At 64.7% G+C, this 16,594-nt stretch carries 15 protein-coding genes and 1 other RNA gene; 9 read left to right on the forward strand and 7 right to left on the reverse strand.

The window, feature by feature from the left end:
* Window positions 1-13: 13 nt before the first annotated feature.
* A complete protein-coding gene (locus DJFAAGMI_RS10505; RefSeq protein WP_211457100.1) occupies window positions 14-796 on the reverse strand; it encodes a crotonase/enoyl-CoA hydratase family protein in 783 nt (260 codons plus the stop codon).
* 158 nt (window positions 797-954) lie between these two features.
* Here DJFAAGMI_RS10505 and DJFAAGMI_RS10510 point away from each other — a divergent pair, with 158 nt between their 5' ends.
* Both DJFAAGMI_RS10510 and DJFAAGMI_RS10515 read left to right on the forward strand, forming a co-directional pair.
* Window positions 955-2,649 (forward strand): MBL fold metallo-hydrolase, encoded by a 1,695-nt coding sequence (locus DJFAAGMI_RS10510; protein WP_211457101.1) that lies wholly within the window; start codon window positions 955-957, stop codon window positions 2,647-2,649.
* A gap of 66 nt (window positions 2,650-2,715) precedes the next feature.
* Window positions 2,716-3,483, forward strand: coding sequence for a pseudouridine synthase (locus DJFAAGMI_RS10515; RefSeq protein WP_043008211.1), 768 nt, complete (start codon window positions 2,716-2,718; stop codon window positions 3,481-3,483).
* A 57-nt stretch (window positions 3,484-3,540) separates the two neighbouring features.
* Here DJFAAGMI_RS10515 and DJFAAGMI_RS10520 read toward each other — a convergent pair whose 3' ends face one another.
* Both DJFAAGMI_RS10520 and DJFAAGMI_RS10525 read right to left on the reverse strand, forming a co-directional pair.
* A complete protein-coding gene (locus tag DJFAAGMI_RS10520; RefSeq protein WP_211457102.1) occupies window positions 3,541-4,569 on the reverse strand; it encodes a Bug family tripartite tricarboxylate transporter substrate binding protein in 1,029 nt (342 codons plus the stop codon).
* Window positions 4,570-4,596: 27 nt separating this feature from the next.
* Window positions 4,597-5,082 (reverse strand): DUF3237 domain-containing protein, encoded by a 486-nt coding sequence (locus DJFAAGMI_RS10525; protein ID WP_211457103.1) that lies wholly within the window; start codon window positions 5,080-5,082, stop codon window positions 4,597-4,599.
* A 100-nt stretch (window positions 5,083-5,182) separates the two neighbouring features.
* Between DJFAAGMI_RS10525 and DJFAAGMI_RS10530 the strand changes: the two genes are divergently transcribed.
* Window positions 5,183-5,983 carry a helix-turn-helix transcriptional regulator gene (locus DJFAAGMI_RS10530; RefSeq protein WP_211457104.1) on the forward strand — a complete coding sequence of 267 codons (801 nt, stop codon included), beginning with the start codon at window positions 5,183-5,185 and terminating at the stop codon, window positions 5,981-5,983.
* Between the two features lie 41 nt (window positions 5,984-6,024).
* Here the strand turns inward: DJFAAGMI_RS10530 and rnpB are convergent.
* Window positions 6,025-6,362, reverse strand: an RNA gene (gene rnpB / locus DJFAAGMI_RS10535) — RNase P RNA component class A.
* Between the two features lie 21 nt (window positions 6,363-6,383).
* Entirely contained in the window at window positions 6,384-7,208 is an 825-nt protein-coding gene (locus tag DJFAAGMI_RS10540; protein WP_211457105.1) for an AraC family transcriptional regulator, read from the reverse strand.
* 91 nt (window positions 7,209-7,299) lie between these two features.
* On the opposite strand from DJFAAGMI_RS10540, the gene DJFAAGMI_RS10545 reads away from it, so the two are divergent.
* A complete protein-coding gene (locus DJFAAGMI_RS10545; protein ID WP_211457106.1) occupies window positions 7,300-8,214 on the forward strand; it encodes a DMT family transporter in 915 nt (304 codons plus the stop codon).
* Here DJFAAGMI_RS10545 and DJFAAGMI_RS10550 read toward each other — a convergent pair.
* Window positions 8,198-8,362: a hypothetical protein gene (locus DJFAAGMI_RS10550; RefSeq protein ID WP_223305621.1), complete on the reverse strand. Its 165-nt coding sequence runs from the start codon at window positions 8,360-8,362 to the stop codon at window positions 8,198-8,200. The two genes, DJFAAGMI_RS10545 and DJFAAGMI_RS10550, sit on opposite strands and share 17 nt — an antisense overlap.
* Before the next feature lie 414 nt (window positions 8,363-8,776).
* Here DJFAAGMI_RS10550 and DJFAAGMI_RS10555 point away from each other — a divergent pair, with 414 nt between their 5' ends.
* The 3 genes from DJFAAGMI_RS10555 to DJFAAGMI_RS10565 all read left to right on the forward strand — a co-directional run bounded on the left by DJFAAGMI_RS10555 (window position 8,777) and on the right by DJFAAGMI_RS10565 (window position 12,227).
* Window positions 8,777-10,096 (forward strand): MFS transporter, encoded by a 1,320-nt coding sequence (locus DJFAAGMI_RS10555; RefSeq protein ID WP_211457107.1) that lies wholly within the window; start codon window positions 8,777-8,779, stop codon window positions 10,094-10,096.
* Between the two features lie 74 nt (window positions 10,097-10,170).
* Window positions 10,171-10,848: a DUF2848 domain-containing protein gene (locus DJFAAGMI_RS10560; protein WP_034377128.1), complete on the forward strand. Its 678-nt coding sequence runs from the start codon at window positions 10,171-10,173 to the stop codon at window positions 10,846-10,848.
* Window positions 10,849-10,862: 14 nt separating this feature from the next.
* Window positions 10,863-12,227 (forward strand): amidase, encoded by a 1,365-nt coding sequence (locus DJFAAGMI_RS10565; protein ID WP_211457108.1) that lies wholly within the window; start codon window positions 10,863-10,865, stop codon window positions 12,225-12,227.
* A gap of 174 nt (window positions 12,228-12,401) precedes the next feature.
* Here DJFAAGMI_RS10565 and DJFAAGMI_RS10570 read toward each other — a convergent pair whose 3' ends face one another.
* A complete protein-coding gene (locus DJFAAGMI_RS10570; RefSeq protein ID WP_167004329.1) occupies window positions 12,402-13,343 on the reverse strand; it encodes a LysR family transcriptional regulator in 942 nt (313 codons plus the stop codon).
* Between the two features lie 156 nt (window positions 13,344-13,499).
* On the opposite strand from DJFAAGMI_RS10570, the gene cysK reads away from it, so the two are divergent.
* Together cysK and DJFAAGMI_RS10580 are read left to right on the forward strand one after the other, a co-directional pair.
* A complete protein-coding gene (gene cysK / locus DJFAAGMI_RS10575; RefSeq protein ID WP_057093557.1) occupies window positions 13,500-14,420 on the forward strand; it encodes a cysteine synthase A in 921 nt (306 codons plus the stop codon).
* 216 nt (window positions 14,421-14,636) lie between these two features.
* Window positions 14,637-16,481: an ABC transporter ATP-binding protein gene (locus tag DJFAAGMI_RS10580; RefSeq protein ID WP_211457109.1), complete on the forward strand. Its 1,845-nt coding sequence runs from the start codon at window positions 14,637-14,639 to the stop codon at window positions 16,479-16,481.
* The last annotated feature ends 113 nt before the right edge of the window (window positions 16,482-16,594 follow it).

The raw sequence follows: 16,594 nt of genomic DNA on the forward strand, positions 1-16,594 counted from the left end.
TTTGAGCTTGCTTTCAGTCCTTGCTGACCTTGGCGGCCCGCCCGGACAGAAATTCCTGCAAACGGAACTTGGCTTCTGGCGCGCTCTGCGCCACGGCGGCCATCAGAGCTTCGGTCATCAGCCCCTGATCGGCAGGCTGATCGGCAATCCGGGGCAGCGCATGCATGAGCGCGTAATTGGTCATGGGGGCGTTTTCGGCAATGCGCAGCGCCAGCTCCACAGCCTTGTCCAGCGCATGTCCTTCTGGCACCAGATATTGCGACAGACCGATACGCTCGCCTTCTTCGGCCTTGTACACACGGCCCGTGAACATCATGTCGGCCATGCGCGCCGCACCGATCAGGCGCGGGATGCGCACCGAGCCGCCGCCGCCGACAAAAATGCCGCGCGAGCCTTCTGGCAAGGCATAGAAGGTGCTGCTGTCGGCCACACGGATATGACAAGCACTGGCCAGCTCCAGACCGCCGCCCACCACGGCGCCATGCAGGGCGGCGACCACGGGCACCGCGCCGAACTGCACCTGACGCAAGGCCTCATGCCACATGCGCGAATGCAGAACGCCCTGGGCCGCATCGCGCTCGCTGAGCTCGCTCAGATCCAGGCCGGCGCAGAAATGCGGGCCATCGCCATCCACCACGGCCGCGCGCACGCTGGTGGGGAGATTCATGAATACATCGCGCAGACCCAGCACCAGTCCATCGGACAAAGCATTGCGCTTGGCAGCGCGCATCAGGCGAATGACGGCAACCTGTTCGGCTTCGCCACGGAACTCAACTGCAATTTCTTTATGAGTCATAACCATTCCTTTTGCATCATTATTGTTATTTCAAATAACTAAATGCAAGACATCCTCAGAGGTTTGCTCTCAGTGCTTTCCCCGATTCGGGCGCCGTTGTGCGCAACTAGTCCAGGCGTGACAGGCACGAAGCCTGCGACTTCGCATAATGTGACCTCATGACATCAACCAGCCAGCCCCGTCCCAGCCAGCTCCTTCTGCCCCAGCGCGAACCGGTGCCCACGCGTGACGCCTCGACCTTGCTGTTGCTGCGCGACTGCGCCGACGGCAACGGTTTCGAAGTGCTGATGACGCGACGCGCCGATCAGGGTATTTTTGCCAATGCCTATGTGTTTCCTGGCGGAGGCCTCGAGGATCAGGACGCGGCCCCTGCCAACCACGCGTTGGCGCGGGTTCGTCCCACCATGGCGGAGATTGCCGGCACCGGCCGCATCACACAGGCATTGGCAGGCATTCGCGAGACGTTTGAGGAGCTGGGCATCCTACTGGCCTATGACCAGGCCGGCCGGCCCGTGCCTGCGGCCGAAGTCGAGCAGCTGGACCGCAAGGCATCGCTGTACGAGCAATGCCGCGCGCGCGGCTGGAGCCTGGCCGTGGATCAGCTCTGGTATCTGGCCCACTGGACGGCGCCGCTGAACCTGGCAAAGCGCTTCAACGTGCCGTTTTTCGTGGCCCGCATGCCCGAGGGTCAGACGGCGGTGGCTGACGAGACCGAGCAGTTCGAGCCCACCTGGATCCGCCCCCAGCAAGCCCTACAGCGCTTCGAGGAAAAGGAATTGTTCATCCTCTTCCCTACCCAGCGCACCTTGCAGCGCCTGACGGGCTATGCCGACACGCAGGCCGTGCTGGATGCCCTGCAGGGTGAAAAGCCGCTATGGCACGCCCACCCTCGTGCGGGCTATCTCAAGGGGCAGGACACAAGACAGCTGGAAACCGATACGGCCTACGGCGAACTGGAGATGGTCCACCCCGACGGCCAGGCCGCCCACCATCTCGACTGGCAGTTTGAAAAAGCCGTGCCGCTGCGCAAGAACCTGATGCGTCTGACGGCCCCCAACCCCGGCATGATGACCGGCCCCGGCACCAACAGCTATCTGGTCGGCGATGCGCATACCGGCTATATCGCCATCGACCCCGGACCGAACGATGCCGAACATCTGCAGCGACTGCACGATGCCGCCGGCGGCGATATCCGCTACATCGTCTGCACCCATTCCCACCCCGATCACTCGCCGGGTGCCGCACCGCTGCAGGCCATGGTCCTGCTCTCCGGCCATGCCAGCCCCCCCATCATGGGCCTGCCGTCTGCGCCCACGGCACGTGCCAACAGCCGCTTCAGACCCGAGGTGACACTGCAGGACGGAGAGCGCATCACACTTCGCGGACAAGGGGAAGAAGGCGAAATCACGCATACGCTGCAAGCCATCTTCACGCCCGGCCACGCGGCCAACCACCTGTGCTTTCTGCTGGTGGAGGACGCACTGCTATTCAGTGGCGATCACATCCTCAATGGCAGTACCACCGTCATCAGCCCGCCGGACGGCAACATGATCGATTACCTCGATTCGCTGGACCGGCTGCACTCCATGTGTCTGGAGTACGACATTCGCTACATCCTGCCTGCCCACGGCTATGTGCTGGGCTTTGCGCAGCATCAGATCACCCGCCTCAAGGCCCACCGCCTGGCGCGCGAGGCCAAGGTGCATCAGGCCATGCGTACCAAGCCGGACGGCAGCATTCAGGACTGGGTGGCGATTGCCTATGCCGACACGCCGCAAGCGCTGTGGCCCGTGGCCCAGCAATCGTTGCTGGCGCATGTGGAGCGCATCCAGAAGCTCTGCCTGGGCCGATAGCGCGCCGCAAGCGCCGCGCTAGACCTGTGGACAACTAGGACATGGCCGGAGCATTAAGCTCTCGCCATGTCTGAATCCCTGCCTGAACAAGAAAGCATCCGCCTGGCCAAGCGCCTGGCGGAGCAAGAACAATGCTCGCGCCGCGAGGCCGAGCTCCATATCGTCGCGGGCAATGTCCAGGTGGATGGCAAAGTGGTGCAAGTGCCCGAAACACGTGTCCGCCCCGACCAGGTAGTGGTCCTGCGCAAGGACGCCAAGCCTGAAGCCATTCCGCCCGTCACCATCCTGATGAACAAGCCCGCGGGCATGACCCAGGGCAAGGCCTATGGCCGCGTGCGCAGCGCGCATTCGCTGCTGAGCGAGGACACCAAGGCCAAGCTGGACACGCCCATGCCCCAGCTAGTGCTGGACCATCACTTCAGGAATCTGGAGTCGTTTCTGACGATTCCGCTGCCTGCCAGCGGTCTCATCGTCTACACCCAGGACAAGCGCGTGGCACGCAAGCTGGCCGAGGAAGGCATGTGGCTGGAGCAGGAAATCATCGTCGGCGTGGAGGGCCAGATCATTGAAGATGGCCTGGAGATCCTGTACGAAGGTCTACCCATTCCCGGCGGCAACGGCCATCGCCGCATGCCTCCCTGCCATGTCAGCTGGCAAAGCGAAAACCATCTGCGCTTCGCTCTCAAGGGCATTGCGCCCGAAGAGATCGAGAAGATGTGCGCCGCCATCGGCCTGACGGTGCTCAGCATGCGCCGGCTGCGCCTTGGCCGCGTATCGCTGGCCAAGGTACCCGAGGGCCAGTGGCGCTATCTGATGCCCTGGGAAAGGTTCTGAGCGGAACCGCCTTCGCGTGCCGCCAACCGGACTCGGCCGCGGCACGCACCGATTCGTTCAATCCGCCTTGAAGCCCGTCGCAGCCACCGCCTTGCCCCATTTGACGGTATCGGCAGCAATGATGTCGGCAAACTGCTGCGCGCTGGTGCCCGTAACTCTGAAGCCTGCCTCCTGCAGCCGCGCCCTGCCGTCGCCCGATTGCAGGACCTTGAGCAGATCGGCATTGAGCTTGCTCACCACCTCCGCAGGTGTCCTGGCGGGCGCAACGATGCCGAACCAGGAGCTGAATTCCAGGTTGCCAAAGCCCTGCTCCTTCATGGTCGGCAACTCGGGCAACTGCTCCACACGCGCGCTGCCCGTGCTTCCCAGGGCCACCAGCTTGCCGGCGCGCACCTGCGGGATTGCCATGCCGGAGGAAGCAAACACCCCCTGCACATCGCCGCTGAAGATGCCGCTCAAGGCATCCGAAGTGCTCTTGTAGTGCACCACCTCGGGTTTGGACTGCACGGCATCGCCAAACATATAGGCCCCGAAATGCCCCGGCGTGCCCGCTCCGAAAGTGGCCATGAACAAGCCGTTTTGCTGCCGGGTCCAGGCCACAAAGTCCCTGACGTTGCGCGCCTTGACCTTTTCGGGATTGACCAGCAGCACGAAGTCGGAGCTCACCACCTGGCTGACGGGGGCGAAATCCTTGCGCGGCTGGTAGGCAAGCCGTTGGTAGGTATTGGGCGCAATGCTGAGCTGTCCGGTCTCGGCCAGCATGATGGTGTAGCCGTCGGCCGGCGCGCGCGCCGCCTCGCTGGCTGCGATCAGGCCGGCGGCACCGGGCTTGTTGTCCACCACCACGCCCACGCCGCCCCATGCTTCAGAGAGCTTCTGTGCGAGCAGGCGGGCCACTACATCGGGTCCCGTGCCCGCCGGAAAGCCCACGATCATGCGCACCGTCTTGCTCGGATAAGCCGTCTGGGCCTGAGCGACGCCCAGGGCTGCACTGCCGCCGGCCAGCAGTGCCAGGGCCATCAGCCGACGTCGCCAGGCCCGTGCAGAAGCGGGTCCGGGCAGGTTCTGGACTTGCAGTACTTTCATGTTTTGTCTCCTTGTTGCGATGCTGTTTCACAGCACTTCGAAAAACCGCATGACGACCTGCTCCGGAAAGCGCGCTCCCGCGCCCACGAACAGGCGCTGCCCCAGCCAGGCAAAGCGCTTGGAGGCCGTTTCAAAGCGGGGCGCACAGCGAAAGTAGATCGCCGAGGGATCGACGCTCTCGCCGCGGCGCAGACGCTGCATCAGCTCGGCCGGCCCGGTGCGCAAGGCATGGTTGCTCACATAGATCAAATCGCCGCCGTCGGTTTCGATGACATAGCGCGCGTCCAGCTCGGCCATTTCCTCGCTGACCAGCAGCTGGAAGTCGGCCCCGCCCGGCAGCACACGCGCCGACCAGTCCTCTCCCTGCACCTGGCCGCCGACGATGGGAATCACACGCCGCAAGCCGCGTGTCGTTTCTCCCACCTCCTGCGCCGGCCCCACCTGCACGCGAAATTCGGCAAAGTGGCGCAGCCCTGGAGCGGCAATCTGGAAATCATGGTTTGGCGACAGCATTGCTCTCCTTGCGATGTCTAAGCACAGGAACATGAGCGTAAGCACTGTTGAAGATTTCGCTGTCCCCCAAGAAGATGACAGCCCACGCCAAGACACACCGATGAGAACCTGGACGCTACCTTCGACGAATGACGCCATGCCGGCCAGCGGCATGGCCCAGGCCAGCACCTTGCTGGCCGGTCTGGTGGAGCATCTGGGACAGAGCTGTTTTGCCCAGGCCGCACTGGAGCAGTTGAGCGCCATCGCGCCCACGGCCTCGCTGTCGGTGTATCGCATCGGCAGCTGCCGGCCGCGGCTGTTTCTGTCGGCCTCCCAGGGCGTTGCGGACACCACACGCCAGTGCTGGAGTGCCTATCTCTCGGGGCCTCAGCACGAGGACAGAAGCTGGGGCCAGGAATGGCCCGGACATATGCGGATGTCAGGCGCCCGCAATCTGGTCCATGTGCAGGCCAACGAGGTCACGCCCTTGCATCGCCAGTGCGTGTATGACGCGCATGACGTGGCTGAGCGCATCTCGATTGCCGAGCCCGGTTCCGACGGCTCGGTGTTTGCCGTCAACCTCTATCGCCATGCTCACCAGAAACCCTTTGCCGACCGGCATCTGAGCGACTTCGCGGACCTATCCAGCGCCCTGATGGCCCTGACGCACAAGCACCTGGCGCTGACGGCGGACATGGCTGCTGGAGATGAGAGGTGGCCGGCTCGCCTGCAGGAGCTGGCACCGGGTCTGACGGCGCGCGAACTCGAGGTCTGCCTGCGCCTGCTGCGCGGCATGACCCAGGACGGCATCGCGGCCGATCTCGGGGTGAGCGCAGCCACGGTCAAGACCTATCGCAACCGCGCCTTTGCGCGGCTCGATATCCACCACCGCCATCAGCTGTTCGCGCTGATGGTGGAGTGAATGCAGTGGATTCGCCGGACTGTGCCCCGCCGAGGAAGAAGATGTGAAGTGCGCCGATAAGCCGGATTCTGTGCACAACGGTTGCCCGCCATGTGACCGCCATTAATCTTGGCCATCAGTCGCCTGATGGCTCGGTGCTACCTACCCGCACACTCCGGGGGCCCCGTCAACGTGTGCCTACTTGGTATTGCTGCGCGTAGAGATTGCCCGTTTCACCCTGGTTGGTCTGCCTTGCGGCACTCCTGCCAGACTCGTCTCTGTTGCTCTGATCCTCACCTCACGGTGGACAGCTGTTAGCTGCTACGCCGCCCTATGCAGTCCGGACGTTCCTCCAGTACGGCCTTTCGGCACTTGTACCAGCGGCGGTCTGGCGCACTTCACGGCGCGCATTATCCCGCGTTCAGAAAGAACTTGCACAGAACTCGCGCCTGAACTGCTCGGGAGGCAGGCCTGATTCGCGCTGGAACATGGCAATAAAGGCCGATGGCGTGCTGTAACCAAGGTCGTAGGCGATCTGCTGCACGGTGTGGCCGGCCTCCAGCGCGTCGATCGCCTGCAGATAGCGCATGCGCTGGCGCCATTCCCCCAGACTCATGCCCAGCTCGCGCTGGCAGTGGCGGGCCAGGGTTCGTTCCGTCATGTGCACGGTCTCTGCCCATTCGGCCAGGCTGCGGTGGTCGTCGGGGCGCGACTGCATGGCGTCCAGCACCTGCACCAGCGCGGGATGCCGGGCCACGGGCAGAAAGCTCAGCTCCAGCGGCGTGGCTCGCAACTGGTCATGCACCACCCGGGCCAGCCGCAGATCGGCGTCCGTCACCGGAATCTGCACGCCCCTGGCACCGAAGTCCGCGAGCACGGCTTTGACGATGGGTCCCAGGCGCATACAGCCCGCCGTCTGCGGCAGGTCCGCACACAGATCGGGGGCCAGATAGACGGAGCGGTACTGCACCGCATGCTGCAGATAGCAGCTGTGCACCACGCCCGGCGGAATCCACACCCCGTGCTGCGGCGGACACAGGATATGGCCGCTGGGCACATCCATGCTCAGACTGCCGTGGGCCGCATAGTTCAGATGCCCCCAGCGGTGGCTGTGCGGCGGAGCCTCGCTGTGTTCGCCGAACTCGTCATAGCGAAAGTAATAGCTGCCAGGCACTGTGTCGGTGTCCAGTATCTGTACGGCGTACCGCTTGGCGGCCGGGCCGGGAGTCGAAGCAAAGGCTGGCATGGGTTCGTCCGGCTTGAGTTATGAAATGTCTGAAATCAGCAATGCGCTTCAAATACGTCAAGCGCATCATAAGCACCTCAAGGAGTTTCATATGGGTGCATACCTATTACCACTGGGCGCGGTGCTGATCTGGTCGGTCAACACCGTGGTCAGCAAGCTGGCCGCAGACAGCATCAGCGCGGCCGAGATCGGGTTTTTTCGCTGGCTGGTGGCGGCCGTGCTGTTCACGCCCTTCGTCCTGCCCTCGATCTGGCGCCAGCGCGCCGACATCAAGCCCCTGCTGCCACGGATAGTGGTGCTGGGCGTGCTGGGCATGGTCATCTACCAAAGCCTGGCCTACTACGCCGCCCACTTCACCACGGCCACGCACATGGGCATCATCGGCTCGCTCACGCCCATGCTGGTGCTGGCCCTGGCCGTGTTCATGCTGGGCCAGCCGCTGACGCATGGCGGCATCTGGGGTTCATTGCTGGCAATTCTGGGAGTCGCGCTGGTGGTTTCATCGGGCCGGCTCAGCCATCTGGCTTCCGAGGGCCTGAACCTGGGCGACGCCATGATGTTCCTGGCCATGCTGGCCTATGCGGTCTACAACATCCTGCTCAAGCGCTGGCCCATGCCGCGCCTGGCCACGGTGCAGCTGCTGTATCTGCAGGTGCTGGTTGCCGTGGTCGTGCAGTTCCCGCTCTATCTCTTCTCGCCCAAGACCGGGCTTGACGCCGGCAATCTGCCGCTGGTGGGCTATGCCGGCATCATGGCCTCCATTGCCGCGCCGCTGCTGTGGATGAAGGCGGTGCAGACGCTGGGCCCCGGGCGATCGAGCATGTTCTTCAATCTGATTCCGGTATTCACCGCCCTGATTGCAGCCTTCGCCCTGAACGAGCCCCTGGCGGCCTACCACGCCGTGGGCGGCATCATGACGATTGCCGGTCTGCTGCTGGCCGAACTCTGGAAAGCCCCGCTGCGCGCGCGTCCCGCCCTGGCCTGCGGTGCTAAAGCAGCAGATTGAGAATCGCGTAGCTCATCAGCGACAGCAGACTCACCACGAACACCAGCATGACCCAGGGGCCCCAGCGCTGCTCGCGCCAGGAAAAACCGACCAGCAGGCCTACGCAACAGACCCCCAGCAGCACCAGAATTGTGTTGAACGTGAGCAAGAGCAGTCCTCCCTCAAACAGACTTTGCCTCATTGTTCCCGATTGCAGGCCCAAGGGGAAACACCATCTCCCCTGGTCTTGATGTGAATCAATCACCAATCTCTGGCACCAGGCGCAGACCCGGGCTTTGAGCGGCCCGGCAGCGCGATCCGGAGCGCATGAATCCTAGGGTTTTCCCGCGCCTTATCGGTGCACGCCTGCCTCATGCCGGTGCACAGCCCGCACCACCTCTGCTCATAAGAATTTGCATTCAGGGCCGCTCAGAATTTCTTGTTGGACAGCCCCTCGCTGCCTTTCGATACTGCCGCCACAGGAACACCGGCCCGCGCCGCATTCCACTGTTCCAAGACACACAGGAGCGCCAGCAAAAGCGCCCCATGTGCCCGCTGCACTTTCGCATACAGGAGACTCCCCATGAGCAGCCCGGCTTCCGCCACCCACCCTCTTGCCGGCCATGCCGGTGCGCACGCGCACCCCGACATGGACGCCACCTACCGCAAGATCACCTGGCGCCTGATCCCCTTTCTGGTCTTTCTCTTTGTCCTGGCCTGGATAGACCGCGTCAACGTCGGCTTCGCCAAGCTGCAGATGCTGCAGGACCTGCAGTTCAGCGAGGCTGTCTACGGCCTGGGCGCCGGCATCTTCTTCATCGGCTACTTCCTGTTCGAAGTGCCCAGCAACCTGCTGCTGGAGAAGATCGGCGCACGCAAGACGCTGGCGCGCATCACCATCCTCTGGGGCGCGGCGTCCATGGCCATGGCCTATGTGACCACGCCCACCATGTTCTATGTGCTGCGCTTCATCCTGGGCGTGGTCGAGGCGGGCTTCTTCCCCGGCGTGGTGCTGTATCTGACCTACTGGTTCCCGGCCCGCCACCGCGCCCGCATCAACGGTCTGTTCATGACCTCGTTCGCCATCGCCGGCGCCGTGGGCGGCCCGATCGCAGGCGCCATCATGAACGGCATGCAGGACGTGGGCCATCTGGCCAACTGGCAATGGCTGTTCATCCTTGAAGGCATTCCCTCGGTGATCGCCGGCTTCTTCGTGCTGGCCTGGCTGCCCGAGAAGCCCGAGAACGCCAAGTGGCTGAGCGTCGCCGAGCAGCGCGCCGTCAGCGCCGCCGTGGCCCAGGAGAGCCAGCAGGGCCACAAGCAGCATTCCTTCGCCGATGCCTGCCGCAACTACCGCGTCTGGCTGTGCGCTGCCGTGTACTTCTGCATCGTCAGCGGCAACGCCACGATCGCCTTCTGGTCGCCGTCCATCATCAAGGAGATCGGCATCCAGAACAATCTGCAGATCGGCCTGATCTCGGCCATTCCCTTTCTCGCCGGCACGCTGGCCATGGTCTGGAACGGCATGCATTCGGACAAGACCGGCGAGCGCCGCATGCACAGCGCCATCGCCGCCTTGATCGCCGCAGCAGGCCTGATCCTGACCGGCATGTTCCTGCACAACGCCGTGCTGGCCCTGTGCGCGCTGACGCTGGCCTCCGTCGGCATCCTCGCCGCCTTCCCCGTGTTCTGGTCCATCCCCTCAGCCTTTCTGGCCGGCACGGCGGCCGCCGGCGGCATCGCCCTCATCAACTCCGTTGGCAACCTGGCCGGCTTTGTGGCGCCCTACATGATCGGCGCGCTCAAGACCAGCACCGGCTCGCTGTCCTCGGGGCTGTACTTCGTGGCCGCGCTGGAGTTCCTCGCCGCCTTCCTGGTCGTGCTCTTCGTCAAGAAGCAGTGACCGCCTGACGCTGCCTGCGCAGCGCCGCCATGCGGGGCCCAAGGCCCCGCCTTCCCCTTTTTGAGCTTTCCGCCATGCAACTGCAATTCACCACCCCCGAAGGCCAGACCCTGGCCCCCATCTTCGACACCCTGATCGTCGCCGGCTGGGCCGGACGCGACCATGCGGCCATCGAACACCACATCGAAGAGCTTGCCGCGCTCGGCATTCCGCGCCCCAGCGCCGTGCCGCTGTACTACCGCATCGCCAGCAACCAGTTGAGCCAGAGCAGCACGCTGCAGGTACTCGGCCCGGACTCCTCGGGCGAGGCCGAGGTCTTCGTCTTCAGCCATGACGGCGAGATGTTCGTGAGCCTGGCCTCGGACCACACCGATCGCAAGCTCGAAGCCTATAGCGTTGCCTTCTCCAAGCAGGCCTGCATCAAGCCCGTGGCCACCCAGGCCTGGCGCTTTGCCGATGTGGCCGGCCACTGGGACGAGCTGATCCTGCGCTCCTGGATCGTGGAGGACGGCCGCGAAGTGCTGTACCAGGAAGGCACGCTGGCCAGCCTGCGCACGCCCCAGGACCTGATCGCGGGCTACACCGGCGGCCAGAGCCAGCTGCCCGAAGGCAGCGGCATGACCTGCGGCACCATGGCCGCCATCGGCGGCATCCGCCCTGCCACGCAGTTCGCCATGGAGCTGTACGACCCGCGCAGCCAGCGCAGCATCCGCCACCGCTACCGCAGCGAGCTGCTGGACATCGTCGCCTGAACACGGAGCTACCCATGACTTCAGTCTCTCCCCGCCTGGACCAGGTCTCCGAGCGCCTGGCCCAAGGCCAGACCAGCGCCGTGCAACTGGCCGAGCAGGCACTGGAGCGCGCCACGCAAGGCGAAGGCCCGCGCGTCTTCACGCGCCTGCTGCCCGAGCAGGCCCTGGCCGAAGCCCGCGCCAGCGATGTGCTGCGCGCGGCCGGCCTGGCACGCTCGCCCCTCGAAGGCCTGCCCATCTCGGTCAAGGATCTGTTCGACATCGAGGGCCACCCCACGCTGGGCGGCTCCAGGCTGCTGGCCTATGCCGCACCCGCCACGCAGACGGCCGAAGTCGTGCAGCGCCTGCGCCACGCGGGTGCGGTCATCGTGGGCACGACCAATATGACCGAGTTCGCCTACTCGGGCCTGGGGCTGAATCCGCACTACGGCACGCCGCGCAATCCCTGGCAACGTGAAAACGACGGCGGCCGCATTCCTGGCGGCTCGTCCTCGGGCGCGGCCATCTCGGTGACCGACGGCATGGCGCTGGCCGCCATCGGCTCGGACACCGGCGGCTCGGTGCGTATTCCCTCGGCGCTGTGCGGCCTGACCGGCTTCAAGCCCACGGCGCGCCGCGTTTCCATGCAGGGCGTGCTGCCGCTGTCGGCTAATCTGGACTCCATCGGACCGCTGGCGCCCAGCGTGCGCTGCTGCGCCGCGCTGGACGCGGTGCTGTCGGGCCAATCGCATGGCGAACTGCGCGCAGCCTCGCTGCAGGGCCTGCGCCTGCTGGCGCCCACGAATGTGGTGCTGGACGGCATGGACAGCGCTGTGGCCGCGGCCTGGCAGCGCGCGCTGTCGCTGCTGTATGCGGCCGGCGTGCAGATCACCGAGGCCGTGGTGCCGCCCTTCTCCGAGCTTGCGCAGATCAATGCCAAGGGCGGCTTCACGGCCGCCGAGGCCTGGGCCTGGCACCGCAGCCATATCGACGGTGCCGGCCGCCTGGCCGAATACGATCCGCGCGTGGGCACGCGCATTCTGCGCGGCAAGGACATCAGCGCGGCCGACTATATCGAGCTGCTGGCGCTCCGCCAGCAGTGGATTGCCCGCGTCGAGGCGCAGATGGCCGATCACGACCTGATGCTCATGCCCACGGTGCCCGTGATCGCGCCCAAGATTGCCGAGCTGCAGGCCAGCGACGAAGCCTATTTCGCGGCCAACGGGCTGATGCTGCGCAATCCCACGCTGATCAACTTCCTCGACGGCTGCGCGGTGTCCCTGCCCTGCCACCGCGCGGGCGAAGCGCCCGTGGGCCTGAGCCTGGCCGGCACGGCCGGTCAGGACCAACGCCTGCTGTCAGTGGCATTGGCGGTGGAGACCCTGCTCGCCCAAGCCTGATTGCTGAGCAAAAAACAGGAGCTGCTAGCACTTGACTGCAATCGATTTCAGATAGAAAACACTCTGAAATCGATTGGCATCAGGCGCTAGCAGCTCCTTTTTTATTCAGTACTGAGGCACACCCCATGCTCGGCAGGCATTGGCGCCAGCACCATTGGTGCCTGCTCCTGCGCTTTATGCGTCCCCTGCCAGACGGGCGCCCGGCAGCCGCGCCACAGCCTGGCCGTGGTTCAGCGCAAACGCCGTGGCCACCTCTTCGGCGGCGCGCACCACGGTTTCGGCCAGCGGGTTCTGGTGATCGTTGCGCCAGCAGGCCATCAGCGGCAGCGAAGGAAACTCGCGATCTACGCGCAGCAGGCGCAGACGCTGCTCGGCCAGCTCGCGCTGGATGATGGCCGGCGGCACGGCCGCCACGCCCAGGCCGTCGCAGACCACGCGAATCATGGTCGCCACCGAGGCAATGCAGTTCATGTGCGGCGAGGCGTTGCCTTCGGCGCTGAACAGTTGCTCGATCACCGCATACGGCTCGGAGCCGCGCGCAAAGCTCATGATGGGAAAAGCCGCCAGCTCGGCCAGGCTCAGGGTCTCGTCGCCTATGCCCAGCTTGGGGCTGCCCACCCAGGCCATGGCGAACTCGCCCAGCGACAGATTGGCAATGGCACCGCCGGACACGGGCTTGGCCTGCAGCGAGACATCGAGCTGGCCCTTGAGAAGCTGCTCCGACATATGGATGGTGGTGTCGCAGGCGATCTCCACCTGCAGGCGCGGATAGCGCTGCTGCAGCAGCGCGAGAAAGTCGGGGAACCAGCTATGCACGATGGATTCGATGGCGCCGATGCGGATCACGCCCGCATAGGCCTGCTTGTCCAGCATGTCCTCGCGCATCTCGCGCATCAGCCTGAGCATGCGCTCGGCATGCACCAGGGCCTTGGCACCGTCGGCCGTCAGCGTGACCTCGCGCACGCCGCGGTCGAACAGGCGCACGCCGAACTCCTGCTCCAGCGTGGCGATGCGGCTGGAGACGGCCGCCTGTGTGGTGAACAGCCGCTCGGCCGTCATGCGGAAGTTGCGCAGCTCGGCCAGCAGCACAAAGGTTTCCAGAAACCGTAGATTCATGGGCCGATGTTAATCACCGCCCGCTGCCTTGCCCACTTTTCGGGTCATATCGATATAGCCCATTCGCAGAACGCTTGCGTGCACAATGCTCTGTGTCTGCGCAGACAGCCTGCGCTGCGATCCACTGTCCCACCATCCCTTATTCGCGGAGGTCCGATGAGAGCTGACAACATTCTGCAAACGATTGGCGACACGCCCGTCATTCACATCAACCGTCTGTTCGGCAGCAATACCAACGTCTGGATCAAGTCCGAGCGCAGCAACCCGGGCGGCTCCATCAAGGATCGTATTGCGCTGTCCATGGTGGAAGATGCCGAGAAGTCCGGTGCGCTCAAGCCCGGCGGCGTCATCATCGAGCCCACCAGCGGCAACACCGGCGTGGGCCTGGCCCTGGTCGCGGCCGTCAAGGGCTACAAGCTGATCCTGGTCATGCCCGAGAGCATGAGCATCGAGCGCCGCCGCCTGATGCTGGCCTATGGCGCATCCTTTGACCTGACTCCCAAGGAAAAAGGCATGAAGGGCGCCATCGCCCGCGCCCAGGAACTGGCCGCCCAGACGCCCGGCGCCTGGATTCCCCAGCAGTTCGAGAACCCCGCCAACGTGGCCGTCCATGAGGCCACCACGGCCCAGGAAATCCTGCGCGACTTCCCCGACGGCATCGACGCCTTCATCACCGGCGTGGGCACGGGCGGTCACCTGTCCGGCGTGGCCAAGGTGCTCAAGGCCAAGTTCCCCAATCTCAAGGTCTATGCGGTCGAGCCGGCCGCATCGCCCGTGATCTCCGGCGGTCAGCCCGCGCCCCACCCCATCCAGGGTATCGGCGCCGGCTTTGTGCCCAAGAATCTGGACGTCAGCCTGCTCGACGGCGTGATCCAGGTGGAGGCCGAGCCCGCACGCGAATACGCGCGCCGCGCCGCTCGCGAGGAAGGCCTGCTGGTCGGCATCTCCTCTGGCGCCACGCTGGCCGCCATTGCCCAGAAGCTGCCCGAGCTGCCGCCCAGTGCCAAGGTGCTGGGCTTTGCCTACGACACGGGCGAGCGCTATCTGTCTGTGGAAGGCTTCCTGCCCAACGCCTGATCGCGCCGCGCGCTTTCCTGCCACGCCGCACAAGATGCGGCGTTTTTCATGCCCGTCGCCAACCTTGCGCATAGCCCGAGTTCGCTGCGCGGTCATCGGCCCATGCCAATGGCCCATGGGACAAGCGGTCATCTGGTCCCCTTGACACCAAACCAGGTCACTCCCCTACCATGGGGACAAGATATGCCACAAGCATGACACGGGAGTATTTCCATCTTGTTCCGATTTTTTGAAAAACAGGTAGCCCCCTATCCCAGCCAGGAGCCCAAGGTTCCGCCCAAGGGATTCTTTGCCTTTGTCTGGGCCTGTACCCAGGGCATGCGCGGCTGGATTGGCCTGATGACCCTGACCTCGGCCCTGCTGGCCGCCTACGAAGCGGTGCTGTTTGCCATCATGGGGCGCGTGGTGGATTGGCTGGGCACGGTCTCGCCCGCCAACTTCTGGGCCGAACAACAGGCCACGGTGCTGGGCATTGCCGCCATCCTGCTTGGCAGCGTGGCGCTGCTGGCCCTGCACACCACCGTGATGCACCAGGTGCTGGCCATCAACTTCCCCATGCGGCTGCGCTGGGTGTTCCACAAGCTGATGCTGGGCCAGAGCATGTCCTTCTATGCGGACGAGTTTGCCGGCCGCATCACCACCAAGATCATGCAGACCGCGCTGTCGGTGCGCGAAGTGGTGTTCATGGTGGTGGACGTGTTTGTGGGCGTGGGCGTCTACATGATCGGCATTCTGATCCTGGCCGCCAGCTTCGAGTGGCGGCTGATGATTCCGTTTGCGCTGTGGTTCTTCGCCTATGCCGCTGCCTGCTTCTATTTCGTGCCGCGCCTGGGCCAGATCGGCAAGGAGCAGGCCGATGCGCGCTCCATGATGACGGGCCGCGTCACCGATGCCTATACCAATATCGCCACCGTCAAGCTGTTTGCCCACACGCGCCGCGAAGCAGAATACGCGCGCAATGCCATGGAGGCCTTCAAGGCCACGGGCTATGCGCAGATGCGTCTGGTCAGCCTGTTCGAGATCACCAACCACCTGATGATTGCCCTGCTGCTGCTGGGCAGCGGCGGCACGGCGCTGTATCTGTGGACGCAGGGTCAGGCCTCCGCCGGCGTGGTGGCGGCCGTGATTGCCATGGCGCTGCGGCTGATGGGCTACTCGCACTGGGTAATGTGGCAGATGACGGGCCTGTTCGAGAACGTGGGCACCATCCAGGACGGCATCACCACGCTGACCAAGCCGCGTACCATCGTCGATGCTCCCTCGGCCAAGCCGCTGCAGGTCACCCGGGGGGCGATTGCCTTCGAGGATGTGAGCTTTGGCTACAAGGCGGACGGCAAAAAGGTGCTGGACCATCTGAACCTGCACATCCGTCCCGGCGAACGCATCGGCCTGATCGGCCGTTCGGGCGCGGGCAAGTCCACGCTGGTCAATCTGCTGCTGCGCTTTCACGAGCCGCAAAGCGGGCGCATCACCATCGACGGCCAGGACATCCGCAGCGTGACGCAGGACAGCCTGCGCAGCGCCATCGGCATGGTGACGCAGGACACCTCGCTGCTGCACCGCTCCATGCGCGACAACATCCTCTATGGTCGCCCGGACGCCAGCGAAGCCGAGATGCACGCCGCGGCCGACAAGGCAGAGGCGTCGGACTTCATCGCCACGCTGACCGACCTCAAGGGCCGCAGCGGCTACGACGCCCAGGTCGGCGAGCGCGGCGTCAAGCTCTCGGGCGGCCAGCGCCAGCGTGTGGCGATTGCACGCGTGATGCTCAAGGACGCGCCCATTTTGCTGCTCGACGAAGCCACCAGCGCGCTGGACAGCGAGGTGGAAGCCGCCATCCAGGAAAGCCTGGATTCGCTGATGGACGGCAAGACCGTGATCGCCATTGCCCACCGTCTGTCCACCATCGCGGCCATGGATCGCCTGATCGTGATGAACGAAGGCCATATCGTGGAGGAAGGCACGCACCAGCAACTGCTGCAGCGCGGCGGTATCTACGCCAAGCTCTGGGCGCACCAGAGCGGCGGCTTTCTGGCCGACCAGGACGAGGCCGTGCAATAAGCCGACGAGCCGGCCTGCCTGCAGCATGACATACAGCAGCGCAGCCGGCTTGGTGCCCGGGGCTGACGACTCCCGGGTTGTCGCCGCGAGGTGGCCAGCAAAACCTGGCCCTT

Origin of the sequence: Comamonas brasiliensis (genome assembly GCF_018292285.1) — a bacterium.
GTDB lineage: Bacteria > Pseudomonadota > Gammaproteobacteria > Burkholderiales > Burkholderiaceae_C > Comamonas > Comamonas brasiliensis.